This is a genomic window from Rhizobium sp. NFACC06-2 (genome assembly GCF_900101425.1).
In the GTDB taxonomy this organism is placed as follows: domain Bacteria; phylum Pseudomonadota; class Alphaproteobacteria; order Rhizobiales; family Rhizobiaceae; genus Agrobacterium; species Agrobacterium leguminum.
Map to the genome: position 1 here is coordinate 60,193 of NZ_FMVA01000018.1, position 17,728 is coordinate 77,920.

General features: G+C 60.1%; 15 protein-coding genes. 9 read left to right on the forward strand and 6 right to left on the reverse strand.

All coding sequences use genetic code 11. The features are described from left to right. Positions 1 to 2: 2 nt before the first annotated feature. Positions 3 to 1,025: an NAD-dependent epimerase gene (locus F3H58_RS23250; RefSeq protein ID WP_020811546.1), complete on the reverse strand. Its 1,023-nt coding sequence runs from the start codon at positions 1,023 to 1,025 to the stop codon at positions 3 to 5. 86 nt (positions 1,026 to 1,111) lie between these two features. Further along, a complete protein-coding gene (locus F3H58_RS23255; RefSeq protein ID WP_078052652.1) occupies positions 1,112 to 2,443 on the reverse strand; it encodes a UDP-glucose dehydrogenase family protein in 1,332 nt (443 codons plus the stop codon). A gap of 383 nt (positions 2,444 to 2,826) precedes the next feature. Here F3H58_RS23255 and F3H58_RS23260 point away from each other — a divergent pair, with 383 nt between their 5' ends. Together F3H58_RS23260 and F3H58_RS23265 are read left to right on the forward strand one after the other, a co-directional pair. Further along, entirely contained in the window at positions 2,827 to 3,714 is an 888-nt protein-coding gene (locus tag F3H58_RS23260) for a DMT family transporter (protein ID WP_104679831.1), read from the forward strand. Between the two features lie 104 nt (positions 3,715 to 3,818). Continuing rightward, positions 3,819 to 4,799, forward strand: a complete 981-nt coding sequence (locus F3H58_RS23265) for a glutathione S-transferase family protein (RefSeq protein WP_149743932.1) — start codon at positions 3,819 to 3,821, stop codon at positions 4,797 to 4,799. Positions 4,800 to 4,811: 12 nt separating this feature from the next. Here the strand turns inward: F3H58_RS23265 and F3H58_RS23270 are convergent, their stop codons facing one another. After that, positions 4,812 to 5,714 (reverse strand): LysR family transcriptional regulator, encoded by a 903-nt coding sequence (locus F3H58_RS23270; RefSeq protein ID WP_149743933.1) that lies wholly within the window; start codon positions 5,712 to 5,714, stop codon positions 4,812 to 4,814. A gap of 202 nt (positions 5,715 to 5,916) precedes the next feature. On the opposite strand from F3H58_RS23270, the gene amaB reads away from it, so the two are divergent. The 4 genes from amaB (at position 5,917) to F3H58_RS23290 (ending at position 10,270) form a co-directional block, all read left to right on the forward strand. Continuing rightward, the gene (amaB, locus tag F3H58_RS23275; protein WP_188129042.1) at positions 5,917 to 7,446 is read left to right on the forward strand and encodes an L-piperidine-6-carboxylate dehydrogenase; all 1,530 of its coding nucleotides are present in this window, start codon (positions 5,917 to 5,919) and stop codon (positions 7,444 to 7,446) included. Positions 7,447 to 7,685: 239 nt separating this feature from the next. After that, entirely contained in the window at positions 7,686 to 8,639 is a 954-nt protein-coding gene (locus F3H58_RS23280) for an aliphatic sulfonate ABC transporter substrate-binding protein (protein ID WP_149743935.1), read from the forward strand. Between the two features lie 21 nt (positions 8,640 to 8,660). Next, on the forward strand, positions 8,661 to 9,440 hold the full coding sequence (locus tag F3H58_RS23285) for an ABC transporter permease subunit (protein ID WP_149743936.1): 780 nt from the start codon (positions 8,661 to 8,663) through the stop codon (positions 9,438 to 9,440). 8 nt (positions 9,441 to 9,448) lie between these two features. Further along, a complete protein-coding gene (locus tag F3H58_RS23290; RefSeq protein WP_149743937.1) occupies positions 9,449 to 10,270 on the forward strand; it encodes an ABC transporter ATP-binding protein in 822 nt (273 codons plus the stop codon). 41 nt (positions 10,271 to 10,311) lie between these two features. Here F3H58_RS23290 and putA read toward each other — a convergent pair whose 3' ends face one another. Continuing rightward, positions 10,312 to 13,986, reverse strand: a complete 3,675-nt coding sequence (gene putA / locus F3H58_RS23295; RefSeq protein WP_149743938.1) for a trifunctional transcriptional regulator/proline dehydrogenase/L-glutamate gamma-semialdehyde dehydrogenase — start codon at positions 13,984 to 13,986, stop codon at positions 10,312 to 10,314. 176 nt (positions 13,987 to 14,162) lie between these two features. On the opposite strand from putA, the gene F3H58_RS23300 reads away from it, so the two are divergent. Beyond that, the gene (locus F3H58_RS23300) at positions 14,163 to 14,633 is read left to right on the forward strand and encodes an Lrp/AsnC ligand binding domain-containing protein (protein ID WP_003522526.1); all 471 of its coding nucleotides are present in this window, start codon (positions 14,163 to 14,165) and stop codon (positions 14,631 to 14,633) included. 59 nt (positions 14,634 to 14,692) lie between these two features. Here F3H58_RS23300 and F3H58_RS23305 read toward each other — a convergent pair whose 3' ends face one another. Then, positions 14,693 to 15,259, reverse strand: a complete 567-nt coding sequence (locus F3H58_RS23305) for a sigma-70 family RNA polymerase sigma factor (protein WP_065657313.1) — start codon at positions 15,257 to 15,259, stop codon at positions 14,693 to 14,695. After that, entirely contained in the window at positions 15,259 to 15,465 is a 207-nt protein-coding gene (locus F3H58_RS23310; RefSeq protein ID WP_003522527.1) for a NepR family anti-sigma factor, read from the reverse strand. Before F3H58_RS23310 ends, F3H58_RS23305 begins: the two co-directional genes overlap by 1 nt. 138 nt (positions 15,466 to 15,603) lie before the next feature. Between F3H58_RS23310 and F3H58_RS23315 the strand changes: the two genes are divergently transcribed. Both F3H58_RS23315 and F3H58_RS23320 read left to right on the forward strand, forming a co-directional pair. Further along, positions 15,604 to 16,398, forward strand: coding sequence for a response regulator (locus tag F3H58_RS23315; RefSeq protein WP_003522529.1), 795 nt, complete (start codon positions 15,604 to 15,606; stop codon positions 16,396 to 16,398). A 102-nt stretch (positions 16,399 to 16,500) separates the two neighbouring features. Then, positions 16,501 to 17,484, forward strand: coding sequence for a sensor histidine kinase (locus F3H58_RS23320; protein WP_142845681.1), 984 nt, complete (start codon positions 16,501 to 16,503; stop codon positions 17,482 to 17,484). Positions 17,485 to 17,728 lie beyond the last annotated feature (244 nt).

Sequence of the window (17,728 nt, forward strand, 5' to 3'; positions counted from 1 at the left end):
GGTTATTCCCGTAATTCGGCCGGGTGCATCTCGCGATACCAGGCGACGAGGGCCTTGATGCCCTCTTCGACCGGGGTTTGCGGCACGTAACCGGTCAATGCCCTCAGCAGATCGGGAGAGGCGAAAGTGCGGGGAACATCGCCCTGCTGCATCGGCAGCATATTGCGGATCGCGGGTTTTCCGACCGCCTTTTCGACCGTTTCGACGAAATGCATCAGCTCCACCGGCTGGCCGCCGCCGATATTGACCACGCGGAAGGGCGCGTGGTGCGAGAGCGTGTCGGTGACACCTTCCTGCGTGACGCGGTTTTCCTCGGACGGGATGACCGCGCTCAACCGGACGATGCCCTCCACCAGATCGTCGATATAGGTGAAATCGCGGCTCATATTGCCTTGCCCGTAAATATCTATCGGCCGGCCGTTGGAAACGGCGTCGACGAATTTGATCGGCGCCATGTCCGGCCGCCCCCACGGGCCGTAGACCGTGAAGAAACGGAAGGCGGTGGTGGGCAGCTTGTGCAGATGGGCATAGCTGTGCGCCATCAGTTCCATCGATTTTTTGGTGGCGGCGTAAAGCGTCATAGGCTCGTCGGCCTTGTCGCTCTCAGCGAAGGGGATTTTCTCGTTGGCGCCGTAGATTGAGGAGGTCGATGCCAGCATCAGGTGCTTGACCTGCAAGCTTCTGGCGAGCTCCAGCATGTTGAACGAGCCGATGAGGTTGGAATCGATATAGGCCCGCGGATTTTCAAGGCTGTAACGGACACCCGCCTGTGCCGCGAGGTGGATGATGATCTCAGGTTCGGCGGCCTCCGCTGCACGCTTCAGCGCATCCGTATCTTCCAGCATGCCGATTTCGGCCCGGAAGCCGTTGGAGCGGGAAAGAATGGCGTGGCGTTTTTCCTTGAGGCTGACATCGTAATATTTCGTCATGCCGTCGAAACCGGTCACGAAGTGGCCGGCGTCCAACAGCCGCTTGGCAACATAAAAGCCGATGAAGCCAGCCGTACCGGTAACCAGATAACGCATGATGATTATATCCCGAATTCGTTGGTGCGTTTGCGGTCTGACCGAAGCGCAGAAAACCTTTTAATGAAATGGCGAAAACGAAACCTCTATGCGCCCTTGTCGGAACCGCCTTCATGCGGACGACCGACCGCGGCATAGATGAAACCATGCGCGGCGACCTCATCCGTGCGGTAGATATTGCGCAGATCCACCAGCACCGGATGTTTCATGATCGCTTTCAGGCGCGGCAGGTCGAGCGCGCGGAACTGGTTCCATTCCGTCACGATCACCACGGCGTCGGCATCTTCCGCCGCCTCGTAGGGGCCGGCCGCGTATTCGATGTCTTCCATCAGATGGCGGGCATTCGCCATGCCTTCCGGGTCGTAACCGACCACTTTCGCACCGCCATCCTGCAGGGTCTGGATGATGGCGATTGCCGGGCTGTCGCGCATGTCGTCGGTATTCGGCTTGAAGGTGAGGCCAAGCACGGCGATCTTCTTGCCGCGCACATCGCCGCCCACCGCATTGATGACCTTGCGGCCCATGGCGCGCTTGCGATTGTCGTTGATGGCGATGGTGGTCTCGATCAGCCGCACCGGCGCATCATAATCCTGCGCGGTCTTGGCAAGCGCCAGCGTGTCCTTCGGGAAACAGGAGCCGCCATAACCGGGGCCGGCATGCAGGAATTTCGGGCCGATACGGCCATCGAGACCGATGCCGCGCGAGACATCCTGCACATTGGCGCCGACCTTTTCGCAGAGATCAGCCATCTCGTTGATGAAGGTGATCTTCATCGCCAGAAAGGCGTTGGCGGCATATTTGATCAGTTCGGAAGCGCGTCTTGTGGTGAAGAGCAGCGGCGACTGGTTGAGATAGAGCGGGCGGTAAACCTCGGTCATGACGGGGCGGGCGCGCTCGTCCGAAAGGCCGACGACGATGCGGTCCGGCCGCTTGAAATCTTCGATGGCCGCACCTTCGCGCAGGAATTCCGGATTAGAGACCACGGCAAAATCTGCCGAGGGGTTTTCCTCGTGGATGATGCGTTCCACCTCGTCGCCGGTGCCGACGGGAACCGTGGACTTGGTGACGATGACCGTGAAACCGTCCAGCGCATGGGCGATCTCTTTTGCCGCCGCATAGACATAACCGAGATCGGCATGGCCATCGCCGCGCCGCGAGGGCGTGCCGACCGCGATGAAGACGACATCGGCATTGGCGACGGCTGCGGAAAGATCGGTCGTGAAGCTCAACCGCCCGGCCTTTGCATTGTTGGCGACAATGGTCTCCAGACCCGGTTCGAAGATCGGAATATGGCCGTTTTTCAGGGCCTCGATCTTCTCCGGCATCTTGTCGACGCAGACCACGTCATGGCCGAAATCTGCAAAACACGCGCCGGACACGAGGCCGACATAACCCGAACCGATCATCACAATCCGCATTCTTTTTCCTTTCGGTTAGCGAGGCCATGGTAACGCAGCAATACCAGCCGGGGAAATCGGCGGGTGAAAATCGCATGATAATATTTAGCCGCCTTCATGCCCGCCGCCAAGCGCCACGATGAACACCGGCTAACCTCTTTCCATGACGGGGATGTGATGGCCATGGCGGGACAAATTTGCCGCACCTTGCAGCCATTTGCACTGGCCGGGTCCAATCGGGCAATTTTACTTCTTTTGCGGCTTGCACTCATAGGTAGCCGGGTCTAGCCATAGGGTGAGGATCAAATCTGCCAGACTGTGTGTCCCTTGAAAGGGGCGTCCGGGTCGCGTTCCGCGCGGCCGGGGGATGCTTTGCGTTGCGGTCGGTGTTTGGGGACGTTCAAATGCAAAAGGGTTTTCTGCTCGGTCTGTTCGCTTATGCGACCTTTTCCATGGGCGATGCCACCATCAAGTCGCTTGGATCGCAGATCAGCGTTTTCGAAATCGGCTTCTTCAGCATTCTGTTTTCCGGCATCTTCATCTTCTTCAGCAAACCGCGCGAGGAAAGGTGGCGCGAATTCTGGCGCATGAGCCGGCCCTTCGCCGTGCACGGGCGCGCCATCTCCGGCCTTTTCGCCGGTATTTTCGGCATCTATGCCTTCACCACCATTCCGCTGGCGGAAGCCTATGCGCTGATCTTCCTGTCGCCGCTCTTCGTGACCGTGCTTTCCGCCGTCGTGCTGAAGGAGAGTATCGGCCCATGGCGCTGGGCGGCGGTTCTGGCCGGCATCGTCGGTGTCATCCTCGTCGTGCGGCCGGGCTTTAAGACACTCGAACTCGGGCATTTCGCCGCCATCGGCGTCGCCTTCCTGGCGGCGATGACCATCGTTTTGCTGCGCTCGCTTGCGGGCAAGGAAAAGCGTACTTCGATCATGGGCGTGCTGCTGATCTACGGTCTCACCTTCAACGGCATTGCCTCCATCCCCGAATTCGTCATGCCAAACCTGCACCAGCTCCTGGCCTTCGCCTTCATCGGCCTTTGCACGGCCACGGGGCAGATCACCCTTCTGGTCGCAACCCGCATCGCGCCAGCAAGCCAGATCGCGCCGTCGCATTATTCGCAAATCCTCTGGGCCGTGGCGATCGGCATGGCTTTCTTCCACGAATATCCGGATGCTGTCGCCGTGCTTGGTCTGGCCGTCATCGCCGCATCGGGACTGCTGACGATGATCCGCGAAAAGGTGAGGCTTGGCACCGTGCGCTGGAACCCGTTTTTCCGCAATCGCCTCTGAATTCACCCTTGATCGGAAACAGTGCGTCAACCGAAGCGCGGCTTGTGAAGCGGCGGCAACCCGGCCCATAAGGCTTTCATCTTTAGATGAACGGAGAGCCGCAAATGCTCGTGGATGGAAAATGGACCGCCGAATGGCATCCGGTGCAGGCAACCGACAGGAAGGGCGGCTTCGTTCGCCAGACCTCCGGCTTCCGCAACTGGGTGACACCTGACGGTTCGGCGGGGCCAACGGGTGAGGGCGGTTTTGCGGCCGAAAGCGGCCGTTATCATCTTTACGTCGCGCTGATCTGCCCATGGGCATCGCGCACGCTGATCGGCCGAAAGCTGAAGAAGCTGGAGGAGGTGATTTCCGTTTCCGTGGTTGAGCCCGCCCTTTCAGACGAGGGCTGGAAATTCGGCGACTATCCGGGTTCGGATCGCGATACGCTCAACGGCTTCACCTATATGCATGAGGTCTATACCAGCGCGAATCCGCATTATACCGGCCGCGCCACCGTGCCCGTTCTTTGGGATAAAAAGACGAAAACCATCGTCAACAACGAATCCGCCGATATTCTGCGCATGCTGAATTCCGGTTTCGGCGATCTGGCCGATAATAGCGTGGACCTCTATCCGGAAGCGCTGCGCGATGAGATCGATGCTCTCAATGACCACGTCTATCCGCGCCTCAACAACGGCGTTTACAGAACCGGTTTCGCCACCACGCAGGTCGCCTACGAAGAGGCCTTCACCGATGTGTTCGCAACGCTTCAGGAGCTCGAAAACCGCCTCATCTCAGGCGGACCTTTCCTGTTCGGCGATCTGCTGACCGAAACGGATGTCCGGCTCTTCGTGACGCTGGTTCGTTTCGATGCCGCCTATTATGGCCTGTTCAAATGCAATCTTCGCCGTATCGCAGATTACCCCGCCCTTCAGGCCTATATGATGCGGATACTGACCATTCCGCGCGTGCGCGACACGGTCAATATCGACCATATCAAGCGTGGTTATTATTCCATCAAGGCGCTCAACCCGACCCGAATCGTGCCCGTCGGCCCCGATCTTCCGGGACTTGATGATGTTTCCCTCCGCCCTTCGAACTGAGCGGATGACGGATTACACCGGCTTGCCGACCTGATCGAGCAGCCAGGTCTGAAAGGCGCGGGCCAGCGCATTGTCCTGCCGTCCTTCCGGCAGGGCGACGTAATAGCTCTTGTCGGTCTGAAGGGGAATGTCGAAGACGATTTCGAGGCGGCCGGAGGCAAGTTCCGCCTCGATGAGATATTTCGGCAGAAGGACAAAACCGATGCCGCTTGCGGCTGCCTCGATGATCATCGAGAACTGGTCGAAACGGCTTCCCTGATAGGCATTCTCGGCTGTCACCCCGTTCATCTCCAGCCATTCCGTCCATAGTTTCGGCCGCGTCGTCACATGCAGGAGCGGCTGCCCGGTCAGATCCTGTGGCTTGCTCACGCTGGCGCGGCGTAGCAGGGCGGGGCTTGCGACCGGCACGATCACTTCGTTGCACAAAAATGTGCAGGTGCCATGCGCCCAGACCGGCTGGCCGTAGTGAATGGCGAGATCGAAACCTTCTTCATCAAAATCGAAGGGATGCGAGCGCGAGCCGATGGTGATCGTTATTTCCGGATTGTCGTCGATGAAGCGGTGGAGGCGCGGCATCAGCCAGCGGCTGCCGAATGTTGGCAGCGTCGCGACGGAAAGCGATGCGTGTGAAGTTCCGGCCGAGACCGCGCGCACCATCAACTGTTCGGATTGCTGCAACAGGCGCCGCACATCGGGCAGGAATTTACGCCCCGCTTCGGAAAGCACGACCCGCCTGCGGATGCGCTCGAAAAGCTGCATTCCGGTCTGCGCTTCCAGTTCGCCGATCTGCCGGCTCACCGCGCTCTGCGTAAGGTTGAGTTCTTCCGCCGCACGCGTAAAATTGCCATGCCGTGCCGCGCATTCGAACGCTTGCAGGGTAACGATGTCAGGGACCAGTCTTCTGCGCGGATCCATTCCATTCTCGCATCAACTTACCCGCTTTCCTCATTGGAAAAGGGTCATTATGGCCATATATGATTACAGGAAAGAATGGAACGGTGTAAAACGCCAGTTTCACAGAACGAATGGCAAATTCGGGGAAAGAAGAGTGACGGGAGTTGAAAGCGCCGTATCGAAACGGCCTTTCCTCCCCTTTTAAGCCAAAAGGACGATGGACATGGATGCGACCACGAAGCTCGATGTGAAACAGGAAGCGGCGGCCCTGCTCGACAGGATGGGCGTTGCCCGCGATCTTTATACCGGCGGCGATATGGCCTCCTTCAGCCCGGTGACGGGTGAACAGGTCGCGAGCCTGAAGACCGTTTCGGTCGAGGGTGTCGCAGCCGTGATCGACCGGGCCGATGCCGCCTTCAAGACATGGCGCAATGTGCCGGCGCCCCGCCGTGGTGAACTGATCCGGCTGCTCGGCGAAGAACTGCGCACCTTCAAGGCCGATCTCGGCCGTCTCGTGTCGCTCGAAGCGGGCAAGGTTCCCTCCGAGGGCCTCGGCGAAGTGCAGGAAATGATCGATATCTGCGATTTCGCGGTCGGCCTTTCCCGCCAGCTTTATGGTCTTACCATCGCCACCGAACGCCCCGGCCATCGCATGATGGAAACCTGGCATCCGCTCGGCGTTGTCGGCGTCATCTCCGCCTTCAACTTCCCGGTTGCGGTGTGGTCGTGGAATGCGGCGCTTGCCATCGTCTGCGGCAATTCGGTGGTCTGGAAGCCTTCGGAAAAGACGCCGCTCACGGCGCTTGCCGTTCAGGGCATCTTCGAGCGCGCCGCCGCCCGTTTCGGCGATGCACCGGAAGGTCTTTCGCAGCTTCTGATCGGCGACCGTGCCGTGGGTGAAGCTCTGGTGGACAATCCCAAGGTGCCGCTCGTCTCGGCCACCGGCTCCACCCGCATGGGCCGCGATGTCGGTCCGCGTCTGGCGAAACGCTTCGCCCGCGCCATTCTGGAACTCGGCGGCAACAATGCCGGCATCGTCTGCCCTTCCGCCGATCTCGACATGGCGCTGCGCGCCATCGCCTTCGGCGCCATGGGCACGGCCGGCCAGCGCTGCACCACGCTTCGCCGTCTCTTCGTGCATGACAGCGTCTATGACCAGCTCGTGCCGCGTCTGAAAAAGGCCTATGCCTCCGTTTCCGTCGGCAACCCGCTGGAAACCTCCGCACTCGTCGGCCCGCTGGTCGACAAGGCGGCTTTCGACGGCATGCAGAAGGCCCTCGAAGCGGCGAAAGCGCATGATGGCGTGGTGAATGGCGGCGGCCGCGTGGATACGGGTGCGCCGGATGCCTATTACGTCAAGCCCGCTCTGGTCGAAATGCCGAAGCAGGCTGGACCGGTGCTGGAAGAAACCTTCGCGCCGATCCTCTATGTCATGAAATACAGCGATCTCGATCAGGCGATAGACGACCATAACGCTGTCGCTGCTGGTCTTTCCTCATCGATCTTCACCCGCGACATGCAGGAATCGGAGCGGTTCCTGTCGTCGGAAGGCTCCGATTGCGGCATTGCCAACGTCAATATCGGCACCTCGGGTGCGGAAATCGGCGGCGCCTTCGGCGGTGAGAAGGAAACCGGCGGCGGCCGTGAATCCGGTTCGGATGCGTGGAAGGCCTATATGCGCCGCGCCACCAACACCATCAACTACTCCAAGGCGCTGCCGCTGGCGCAGGGCGTTTCCTTCGATATCGAATAATCGCTTCCATAGAGAAATTGATCCATCATGCCGGCGCGGCTCCATCCGCGCCGGCATTTCTATTCGATGGGTCAGACGAGGGTGTCCGCGACGATTTGCGGAAAAGAGGCATTTGCGCGGAATTTTATTCCCGCAATATTGCTCATATTGAATTATCGTCTCTCTATCGTTTTAATGGAAAACCCTAGCATTGCTCCATATCGTGAACCGGCCAGAGGGGCTGGTGACAAGGAGATAAAATGCCAGCCATCACCCGCCGCGCGCTTTCCGCCAGCCTTTTTGTTGCCGCCGCATTCTCCGTTCTGCCGCTGCAGACGCAGGCGGCGGAAGAGCTGAAGATCGGTTATCAGAAAACCGGCCTGCCGGTGATCGCCCGCCAGCAGGGTGTCATCGAAAAGGCGCTGGAGGCCAAGGGCGTGAAGGTTTCCTGGGTTGAGTTCACCGCTGGCCCGCCGCTGGTGGAAGCCCTGAATGTCGGCTCCATCAATGTCGGCTGGACGGGGGATGCGCCGCCGATCTTCGGTCAGGCGGCGGGTTCCGCCATCGTTTATGTCGCGGCCCTTCCTTCGAACGGCAAGGGTGAAGCGATCTTCACCAAGCCTGAAAGCGGCATCAAATCGGTTGCCGATCTCAAGGGCAAGAAGGTCGGTGTCGGCAAGGGCACCAGCGCGCATAATCTGCTGGTGGCGGCGCTCGAGAAGAACGGCCTGAAATTCAGCGACATCGACGTGGTCTATCTCAGCCCCGCCGATGCTTCCGCCGCCTTCGCCAGCGACAAGATCGACGCCTGGGCCGTCTGGGATCCCTTCTATGCGATTGCGGAAACCCGCTACAAGCCGGTCACTCTGGCCCGCACCAGCGATGTGCTTGCTGTCAGCACCTATTTCCTCGCCAATCGCGGTTACGCCAAATCCAATGCGGATACGATCAACATCACCATCGATGCTCTGGGCGAGGCGGCGAAATGGTCCGCCGCCAACCGCGACAAGGTCGCCGCAGCTTTGCATGAGGTGACGGACGTGCCGCTGGAGGCGCAGACGCTTGCCGCCAACCGCTCGGAATTCGGCATTACGAGGATCGACGACAAGATCGTCGCCAGCCAGCAGGAAACCGCCGACCGCTTTTATCGTCTCGGCCTGATCCCGAAACAGATCAGCATCAAGGATGCCGTCTGGTCGGGCGCGACGAACTGAGCAAGAGCCGGAGGGTATGCCATGAGCACCGGAAAGCGTATCGAGATTGGCGGCATCACAGGCTGGCTGCTCCCCGCACTCATTCTTGCAGGCTGGGAGGCGGCGGCGCGTGCCGGTCTGATTTCCGCCAATGTGTTGCCGGCACCCTCCGCTGTCGCGGAAGCCTTCTGGCGGTTGCTGCTCTCGGGTGAGCTTATCGCCAATATCGGCGTCAGTTCCGCCCGCGCACTCGCCGGTTTCGCCATTGGCGGCTCCATCGGTTTCATCTTCGGGCTGGCCAACGGCCTCTCCAAATTTTCCCGCAGCTTCACCGATACGACGCTGCAGATGATCCGCAACATTCCGCATCTGGCGCTCATTCCGCTCGTCATCCTGTGGTTCGGCATCGATGAGGAGGCGAAGCTTTTCCTCGTCGCGCTCGGGGTGTTTTTCCCGATCTACATCAACACGCTGCTCGGCATTCAGGGTGTTGATCCGCAACTGGTGGAAATGGGCCGTACCTATGGCATGTCGCCATTCACGCTGTTCCGGCGGGTCATTCTGCCCGGCGCGCTGCCCGCCATTTTCACCGGCCTGCGTTATGCGCTCGGCATCATGTGGCTGACGCTCATCGTCGCCGAAACCATCTCTTCCTCGTCCGGCCTCGGCTATATGGCCATGCAGGCGCGCGAGTTCCTGCTGATCGACGTCGTGGTTCTGTCGATTCTCATCTATGCGCTTCTCGGCAAGCTGGCCGACAGTTTCGCCCGCTTCCTCGAAAGCATCTTCCTGCAATGGCATCCAGCCTTCAAGAAAGTCTGAGGTAACCCATGTCGACCGGCAATGTTACGACGCTGAGACGCCCGGATGCCCCGCCATCCCTCCCGTCGCAGGCGAAAATCGAACAACGCGAGAAGACGACAGAAGGCAAGGTCGCCTTCAGCTTCCGCAATGTGGCGAAGAGTTTTGGCGACAAACCGGTTCTGCGCGGTATCGATCTCGATGTGCGGGAAGGCGAGTTTCTGGCCATCATCGGCAAGAGCGGCTGCGGCAAGAGCACGCTCCTGCGTATTCTGGCCGGCCTCGACACCCCGACCACCGGAACCGTGTCGAAGGACGCTTCGAGCCGCACCCGCATGATGTTTCAGGAGCCGCGTCTTCTGCCGTGGGAACGTATCGCGAGCAACGTCTCCGTGGGGCTGACCGGCATCGCCAAGGGCGAGGCGGCGCAGGAACAGGCGCTTACAATTCTCGAAGAGGTCGGTCTGAAAGACCGGGCTGGCGAATGGCCCTATGTGCTTTCCGGCGGCCAGAAGCAGCGCGTGGCGCTGGCGCGCGCGCTGGTGGCCCATCCGCAAATCCTGGCGCTGGATGAGCCGCTCGGCGCGCTCGATGCGCTCACCCGCATTGAAATGCAGCTTCTGCTGGAGCGTATCTGGCGCAAGCAGAAATTCACCGCCGTTCTCGTCACCCACGATGTTTCCGAGGCCGTGGCGCTTGCGGATCGCATCGTCGTCATCGATGAAGGGCGCATCGCGCTCGATCTCGATGTGAAACTGCCCCGCCCGCGCCGTCATGGCACTGCGGAATTCGCAAGGCTGGAAGAGCAGGTTCTGAACCAGCTCTTCGGCCGGGGTGAAATCAACGGATAAAGCGTGGACCGGCAGGGCCGAGACCCCGCCGGACGATATCATCAGCCAATGCTCATCAGGCTGGCATTGCCGCCGGCGGCCGTGGTGTTGACGCTGACGGAAACCTCTTCGACCAGCCAGTCAAGATTATAGGGCTGGCTTTCCCCGGAAAGTGCTTCCGTTGCCGCGGCCTGAACGAGAACCAGCGGGCCGGGCAGGGCGGCGATCTTTTTATTGACGGCCACGACACGCTCCGCATCGCCCTCGACCAGTGCGCCGGCGAAGGGTGCTGATTTTTCCCAGTCATCCGCCCAGGCGATGCGCGAGGTCACGGTTGCCGGCAGTCCGTAAATGGATTTCTCCAGTCCCGAAGCATTGTCGATGACAACCGCGTTTCCGGTCGCGAGCGCTGCCGCAAGCTGGCGGTAAAGCCCCTGTTCGGTTGCCGGAACCAGCAGAACCTTTCCACGCGGATGCAGCGCATAGACATTGCGCTCGCCGACAGGACCCGCCAGCTCGGTTTCGAAACCGAGGCCGGAAAGAACTGCCGTCTGTCGTGCGGCTTCGGCCGCAACGGTTTCGCCGTTTTCATCCAGCCAGCGGGCAAGATCGACTGCGGCCTGATCCTGCTGGCTCGCAACCCGGTCAATCTTTGGGGCAACCTGTGTCATGCGGCCGAGATAAAGCGGACCGCCCGCCTTGGGACCGGTGCCGGAAAGGCCGCGCCCGCCAAAGGGCTGCACGCCGACCACCGCGCCGATGATGTTGCGGTTCACATAAAGATTGCCAGCCGCGACGCGGGACAGCACATGCTGGATCGTATCGTCGAGACGGGTATGCAGGCCGAAGGTCAGGCCATAGCCGGTAGCGTTGATCTCATCGATCAGCCGGTGGAGATTGTCGCGCTTGAAGCGGATGACGTGCAGCACCGGGCCGAAGACTTCGCGTTTCAGATCGGCGAGCGATTTCATCTCGATGATCGTCGGCGGTACGAAGGTGCCCTTGCCGGTTTCGCCGGCAAGCGTGATCTGTTCGATGCGATGGCCGAGCCCGCGCATTCCATCGATATGCTTTTCGATGATGCCCTTCGCCTCGGCGGTAATGACGGGACCGACATCGACGGAAAGCTTGTCGGTGCGGCCGATCCGCAATTCGTGCAGCGCGCCCTTCAGCATGGTCAGCGTGCGGTCCGCCACATCTTCCTGCAGGCAGAGAATGCGCAATGCCGAGCAGCGCTGGCCGGCGCTGTCGAAAGCGGATGCGATGACATCGGCGACCACCTGCTCGGCAAGCGCTGAGGAATCGACGATCATGGCGTTCTGGCCGCCGGTCTCGGCAATCAGCGGAACCGGCTGGCCATTGGCCAGAACCCGGCCGGCAAGCTGGCCCTGAATGAGCCGCGCCACTTCCGTCGAGCCTGTGAACATTACACCGGCTGTAAGGGGTGAACCAACAAGTGCGGCACCCGTCTTGCCGTCGCCCGGCAGAAGCTGCACGGCATCCTGCGGAACGCCGGCCTCATGCAGCAGGCGCACGCCTTGGGCCGCGATCAGCGGCGTTTCTTCGGCCGGCTTTGCAAGAACCGGATTGCCGGCAACCAGCGCCGCCGTCACCTGACCTATGAAGATCGCAAGCGGGAAGTTCCACGGGCTGATGCAGACGACCGGGCCGAGCGGCGTTTCGCCGGTCTTGAAGTTTCTGCGGGCTTCCGCCGCGTAATAACGCAGGAAGTCGATGGCTTCGCGCACCTCGGCAATGGCGTTCGGCATGGATTTTCCCGCTTCGCGCATGATGAGGCCGAGCAGGGCAGGCATTTCGGCCTGCATGGCGTCGGCGGCGCGCTCCAGGCAAGCGGCGCGCTCTTCCACCGGGGTGGATGGCCAGTTAGAGGCCACCGCCCGCTGCATGGCGGCTTCGACATCGGCTTCAGTCGGCTCCGTCACATGGCCGACGATATCATTGTGGTCGCCGGGGTTGAGAACCGGGCGCGTTTTGCCACCCGCCTGCGGTGCCGACGCTTTCCATTCCGTCGCAGCACCTGCCTTCAGGGTTTTGTCCAGTGCGGCGAGCGTCGTTTCACTGGAAAGATCGAGGCCGGCGGAATTTTTGCGTTCCGGGCCGAACAGGCCTTCAGGGGCGGCGATGCGGTCGTGACGCGCGCCGGGAACGGTATAGGCCTTGACGACGGCAACCGGGTCTTCCAGCAGGGAATCCACCGGCACGGCTGGGTCGGCAATGCGGTTGACGAAGGAAGAGTTCGCACCGTTTTCCAGCAGGCGACGGACGAGATAGGCCAGCAGCGTCTCATGGGTGCCGACGGGGGCATAAAAGCGGCACGGCCGGTCGAGCTTCTTCTTGCCGACGACTTCGCTGTAAAGCGGTTCGCCCATGCCATGCAGGCACTGGAACTCATAATCGCCGAGTTTGAAGCCGGGGCCGGCGAGATGGTAGATCGTCGCCATGGACTGCGCGTTATGGGTCGCAAATTGCGGAAAGACCAGATCGCGCGCGGCGAGCAGCTTGCGGGCGCAGGCAATGTAGGAGACGTCCGTGTGGACCTTGCGGGTGAAAACCGGGAAGTCCTCCAGCCCGTCCACCTGCGCGCGCTTGATTTCCGCATCCCAATAGGCGCCCTTGACGAGACGCACCATGATGCGGCGGCCCGAACGGCGGGCGAGATCGATGATGTAGTCGAGAACGAAGGGGCAGCGGCGGCCATAGGCCTGCACGACGAAACCGAGGCCATTCCAGCCGGCGAGGTCCTTGTCGAGCGCCAGTTCCTCCAGAAGGTCAAGCGACAGTTCCAGACGGTCGGCTTCCTCCGCATCGATGTTGAGGCCGATATCGTATTTCTTGCTGAGCAGCATCAGCGATTTGACGCGCGGCAGCAGTTCCGCCATCACCCGCTCCGCCTGCGCACGGGCGTAACGCGGATGCAGAGCCGAAAGCTTGATGGAAATGCCCGGTCCGCCATAGATGCCGCGCCCGGCAGACGCCTTGCCGATGGCGTGGATGGCGTTTTCGTAGTCCTTGTAATAGCGCTCCGCATCCTTGGCGGTGGTCGCGGCTTCGCCCAGCATGTCGTAGGAATATTGGAAGCCCTGTTCTTCCAGCGGCTTCGAACGCTTGATCGCTTCGCCGATCGTTTCGCCGGTCACGAATTGCTCGCCCATCATGCGCATGGCCATATCGACGCCGCGACGGATGACGGGTTCGCCAGCGCGGGCGATCAGCTTGGTCAGCGCCGCCGAAAGGCCGCTGTCGTTTACCGTCGAGGTCAGCTTGCCGGTGATGACGAGGCCCCAGGTGGCGGCGTTGACAAAGAGCGAGCGCCCGCCGCCAATATGGGACTTCCAGTCTCCGCGGGCGATCTTGTCGCGGATCAGCGCGTCGCGGGTGGCGGTGTCGGGAATGCGCAGCAGCGCTTCGGCAAGGCACATCAGCGCCACGCCCTCATGGCTGGAGAGCGAATATTCCTGCACCAGCCCCTCGACGCCAGTACCCTTGGTCTTGGCGCGCAATGCCTCGATCAGTTTGCGGGCCGTGTCGCGAATGGCTTTCGTTTCTTCCGCCGTCACCGTAGCCGCCTCGATCAGCGGCGCCAGGCATTCTTCCTCGGGGCGACGATAGGCGGCAGTGATCGCCTTGCGCAGCAGGCTTTGCTCGCGCACCGGCGGCGCAAAATTCTGGAAGATACCGTTCGCCACTACACCGGCGTTGCTTGCACCATCGGCCATTCTGAAAAATCCTGAAAACGCTGTTGAAGACAGACCTTCGGCGGCAGCGTGTCCTCCGCCCGCCGCTTGTCATCCTGTCGCAGACAATATCATCACCGCAGAAATTGCTATGGCCCTATTTTCAGGATAAAACAGGCAATATGAACTTTTATTTTTGAGATATGGCGTTAAATCACATGGCAAATAGTCAAAAAACAGACGATCTGGATCACTTCGATCTCAAGATTCTCGAGGCGCTCAGCGAAGACGGGCGCATGTCCGTGCTGCAGCTCTCGAAAAGGGTCGGTCTTTCCAAGACGCCCTGCCAGACACGGCTGAAACGGCTGGTGGACGAGGGCTATATTCTCGGCTTCCGCGCCATGCTCAATCCGCAGAAGCTCGGTGTCGATCACATCGCCTTCGCCGAGGTAAAGCTTTCCGATACGCGCGAAAAGGCGCTGGAGGAATTCAACGCGGCGGTGCGCAAGATCAAGGAAGTGGAGGAGTGCCACATGATCGCCGGCGCCTTCGATTATCTTCTGAAGGTGCGCACCAGCGATATCCGCAAGTATCGAAGGGTACTCGGCGAGAAAATCTCAAGCCTGCCATCCGTCGCCAACACCTCGACCTTCGTGGTCATGCAATCGGTCAAGGAAACCGGCATCTGAAAAGCGGATATGAAAAAACGGGCAGACGTTTGCCTGCCCGTTTCTGATGTTCACTTTCCTCAGCGCGCCGTGGCCGCCGCCGTCACCGCGGTCATCTGCGCGTCCGGGCCGAACTCGTTTTCGTTTTCGATGCCGAGCAGCTCCTGCAGCCGCAGCCTTGCGCGGCTGACACGGCTCTTGATGGTGCCGACGGGGCAACCGCAGATTTCGGCGGCCTCCTCGTAGGCAAAGCCCGAAGCCCCGATCAGCAGGATCGCTTCACGCTGGTCGTCCGGCAGTTTTGCCAGTGCCGCGCGGAAGTCCTGAAGGTCGACCGAACCATGCTGTTCTGGCGGCACCGACAGGCGCGAGGTATAGACCCCATCCGTATCCTGCACCTCACGGCCGGATTTGCGGATCTGGCTGTAGAACTCGTTGCGCAGGATCGTTACCAGCCATGCCCGCATGTTGGTGCCCGGCTGGTAGCTGTCCTGTTTCGCCCATGCCTTCATGATCGTGTCCTGCACGAGGTCGTCGGCACGGTCCCGCGAGCGGATGAGCGAAATCGCGAAGGCGCGCAGGTTTGGCAGCGCCGCCAGCATTTCCCGTTTGAAGTTGTATTCTGTCAGCTCCGGCTCTTTCGCCATCATTCCTCCGAAGCCTTCATTTTGGCTCTGCTTTCGGCTTCATCGAGTTTTTCGAGAAGGTCGAGGAATTTGTCAGGGATGCCTTCATCCTGAACGGCATCATAAAGCTCCCTGAGCTTACGGGAAATCACCGCCCGCCCGGAGTGTGGAACCTGGGGGGCGGCCGAATTGTCCGGCTGATCTTGGTCCGATTGAAATATGCTCATAACGTCCGGTATTCCTTTTGCGTCGTGGCAAAGAATGCGCCGTGAAAAAAATAGTTCCGGCGGTCCGGAACTTTTTTTGCAACGCGCACGTTGCTATCGTGGGTTTGCGTTGCAGACCGCATGAAAGGGGAGAATTCCATGTCAGTTTCTACACGCATCGCACCGCACCTGCCATATCTGCGCAGGTTCGCGCGTGCCGTTTGCGGCTCACAATCGACGGGCGATGCCTATGTTGCGGCAACACTCGAAGCTCTGATCGCCGATATCAGCATTTTTCCGCAGACAAGCAGTGATCGCGTTTCGCTCTATCAATTGTTCGTATCGATCTTTAGTTCCGTCACGATCAATATTAAGACCGACGAAAACCTGTCGGGATGGGAAAAACGCGCCTCGGCCAACCTCTCCGCCGTGCCGGCGCTGGCCCGTCAGGCGTTCCTTTTGACCACGGTCGAAGAATTCACACCTTCGGAAACCGCAGAGGTTCTGAAAGTCTCCGAAGATCAGGTCGGCAAGCTGATCGATGAGGCAGCCTCTGAAATCGCCCGGCAGGTGGCGACCGATATCATGATCATCGAGGACGAACCTCTGATCGCCATGGATATCGAGCAGATGGTCACCGATCTCGGCCACCGCGTCACGGGCATCGCCCGCACCCATACGGAAGCGCTCGATCTCTTCCATCGCACCCAGCCGAAGATGATCCTTGCCGATATTCAGCTCGCCGATGGCAGTTCCGGTCTCGATGCAATGAAGGACATCCTGCAGATGACCACGCTGCCGGTAATCTTCATCACCGCCTTCCCCGAGCGTCTTCTGACGGGCGAGCGGCCCGAGCCGACCTTCCTTGTGACGAAGCCGTTTAATCCGGACATGGTGAAAGCGCTTATCAGCCAGGCCCTGTTTTTCAACGAAAGCTCACGCGTCGCGGCGTGAATTTTGCCGAAACCGCAGACTGACCGGGAACCACTCTGGTGCCCGGGCGTTGGCGGTTACGGTCGTGGGGCTGCACCCGCGGCTTTCTGCAAGGAGACGAATTTGCATCGGCTGGCATGGCATAACGCGGAGAGGGACGAAAGCGAACTTCACGATTCGCTCGTCCTCGCCTTGCTCGATTCGGGTGAGACAGTCATGCTGCAGGACTGGAACCGCGACTATATATTCGTGGCCAATCTGCCGGATGTCTGGAAAATTCCGGCAGAATCCCGTCCCACAGATGAAAATCTGTTCGGTAACGATCTCTCCGCCCGACTGGCCGATCTCAAGAAGGACATGAACACGGCGGGCAGCCGCGGCATGCTGGAAGTCAATGCCGGCAATGATCGCGTCTTCCAGTTTCAGGTTCATTCCACTCTTAACCAGACGAACCAAGTGGTGATGAAAACCACCATTCGCGAGGTGACGGCGGAAAGGCGGCGCGAGCAGCTTCTGCGCTCGCTACTGCGCGAGGTCAGCCACCGTTCCAAGAACCTCCTGGCGATCATCCAGAGCCTTGCCGGCCAGACGGCCCGGTTCAGCCTGACCAAGGATGATTTTCTGCGCAAGTTCCGCGGCAGACTACACGCTCTCGCCCAGAGTCAGGATCTCATTACGGATTCGGACTGGCGGGGCGCGCGCATATTCGAGTTGTTGCGCCAGCAATTCGATCTTTATGTGCCGGAATATCCGAACCTCATCCATATGGAAGGCGAAAACCTGCTGCTCAATCCGAATGGCGCGCTTTATATCGGGCTCGCCTTCCATGAGCTGGTCGTCAACACCGTCAGCCATAGCGGCAATCTCGCCTATCACCCGCCCATATCCCTGCAATGCCGTCAGGAGGGTGATTTTTATATCGTTGAATGGAATGAGCCGATGATGCCGTCGAAAGAGCCGGCGGAGACCCGGCGCGGCAGCTTCGGCAGCGTGGTGCTGGAAAAGGTGGTTCCGTCCGCATTGGGGGGAAGCGCGGAATACGAGTTGACGCCGGAGCGGATCGTCTACCGGCTGAAATTTCCTTCCGGCGACGGCGCGGATGCCTGAAATCGCGATATCGCGCGCAGCGCCGGGTTCATCTTTGATTTCATGAAAACCAAAACAAATAGCACGGCTCATGAAAGAGCCGTGCTATTTTTATGACAGGTTTTCAGGGGCGAAACCTGTTTATTTTCAGCCAAGCTTCAGGCGGGGACGGGGGAATTGCTTGGCCTGCAGTAAAAACACGCCCGACCGGATTCGGTTCCCAAAAAATGCGTTTTTTTAACTTTGCGCAAAATACCAGCCATTT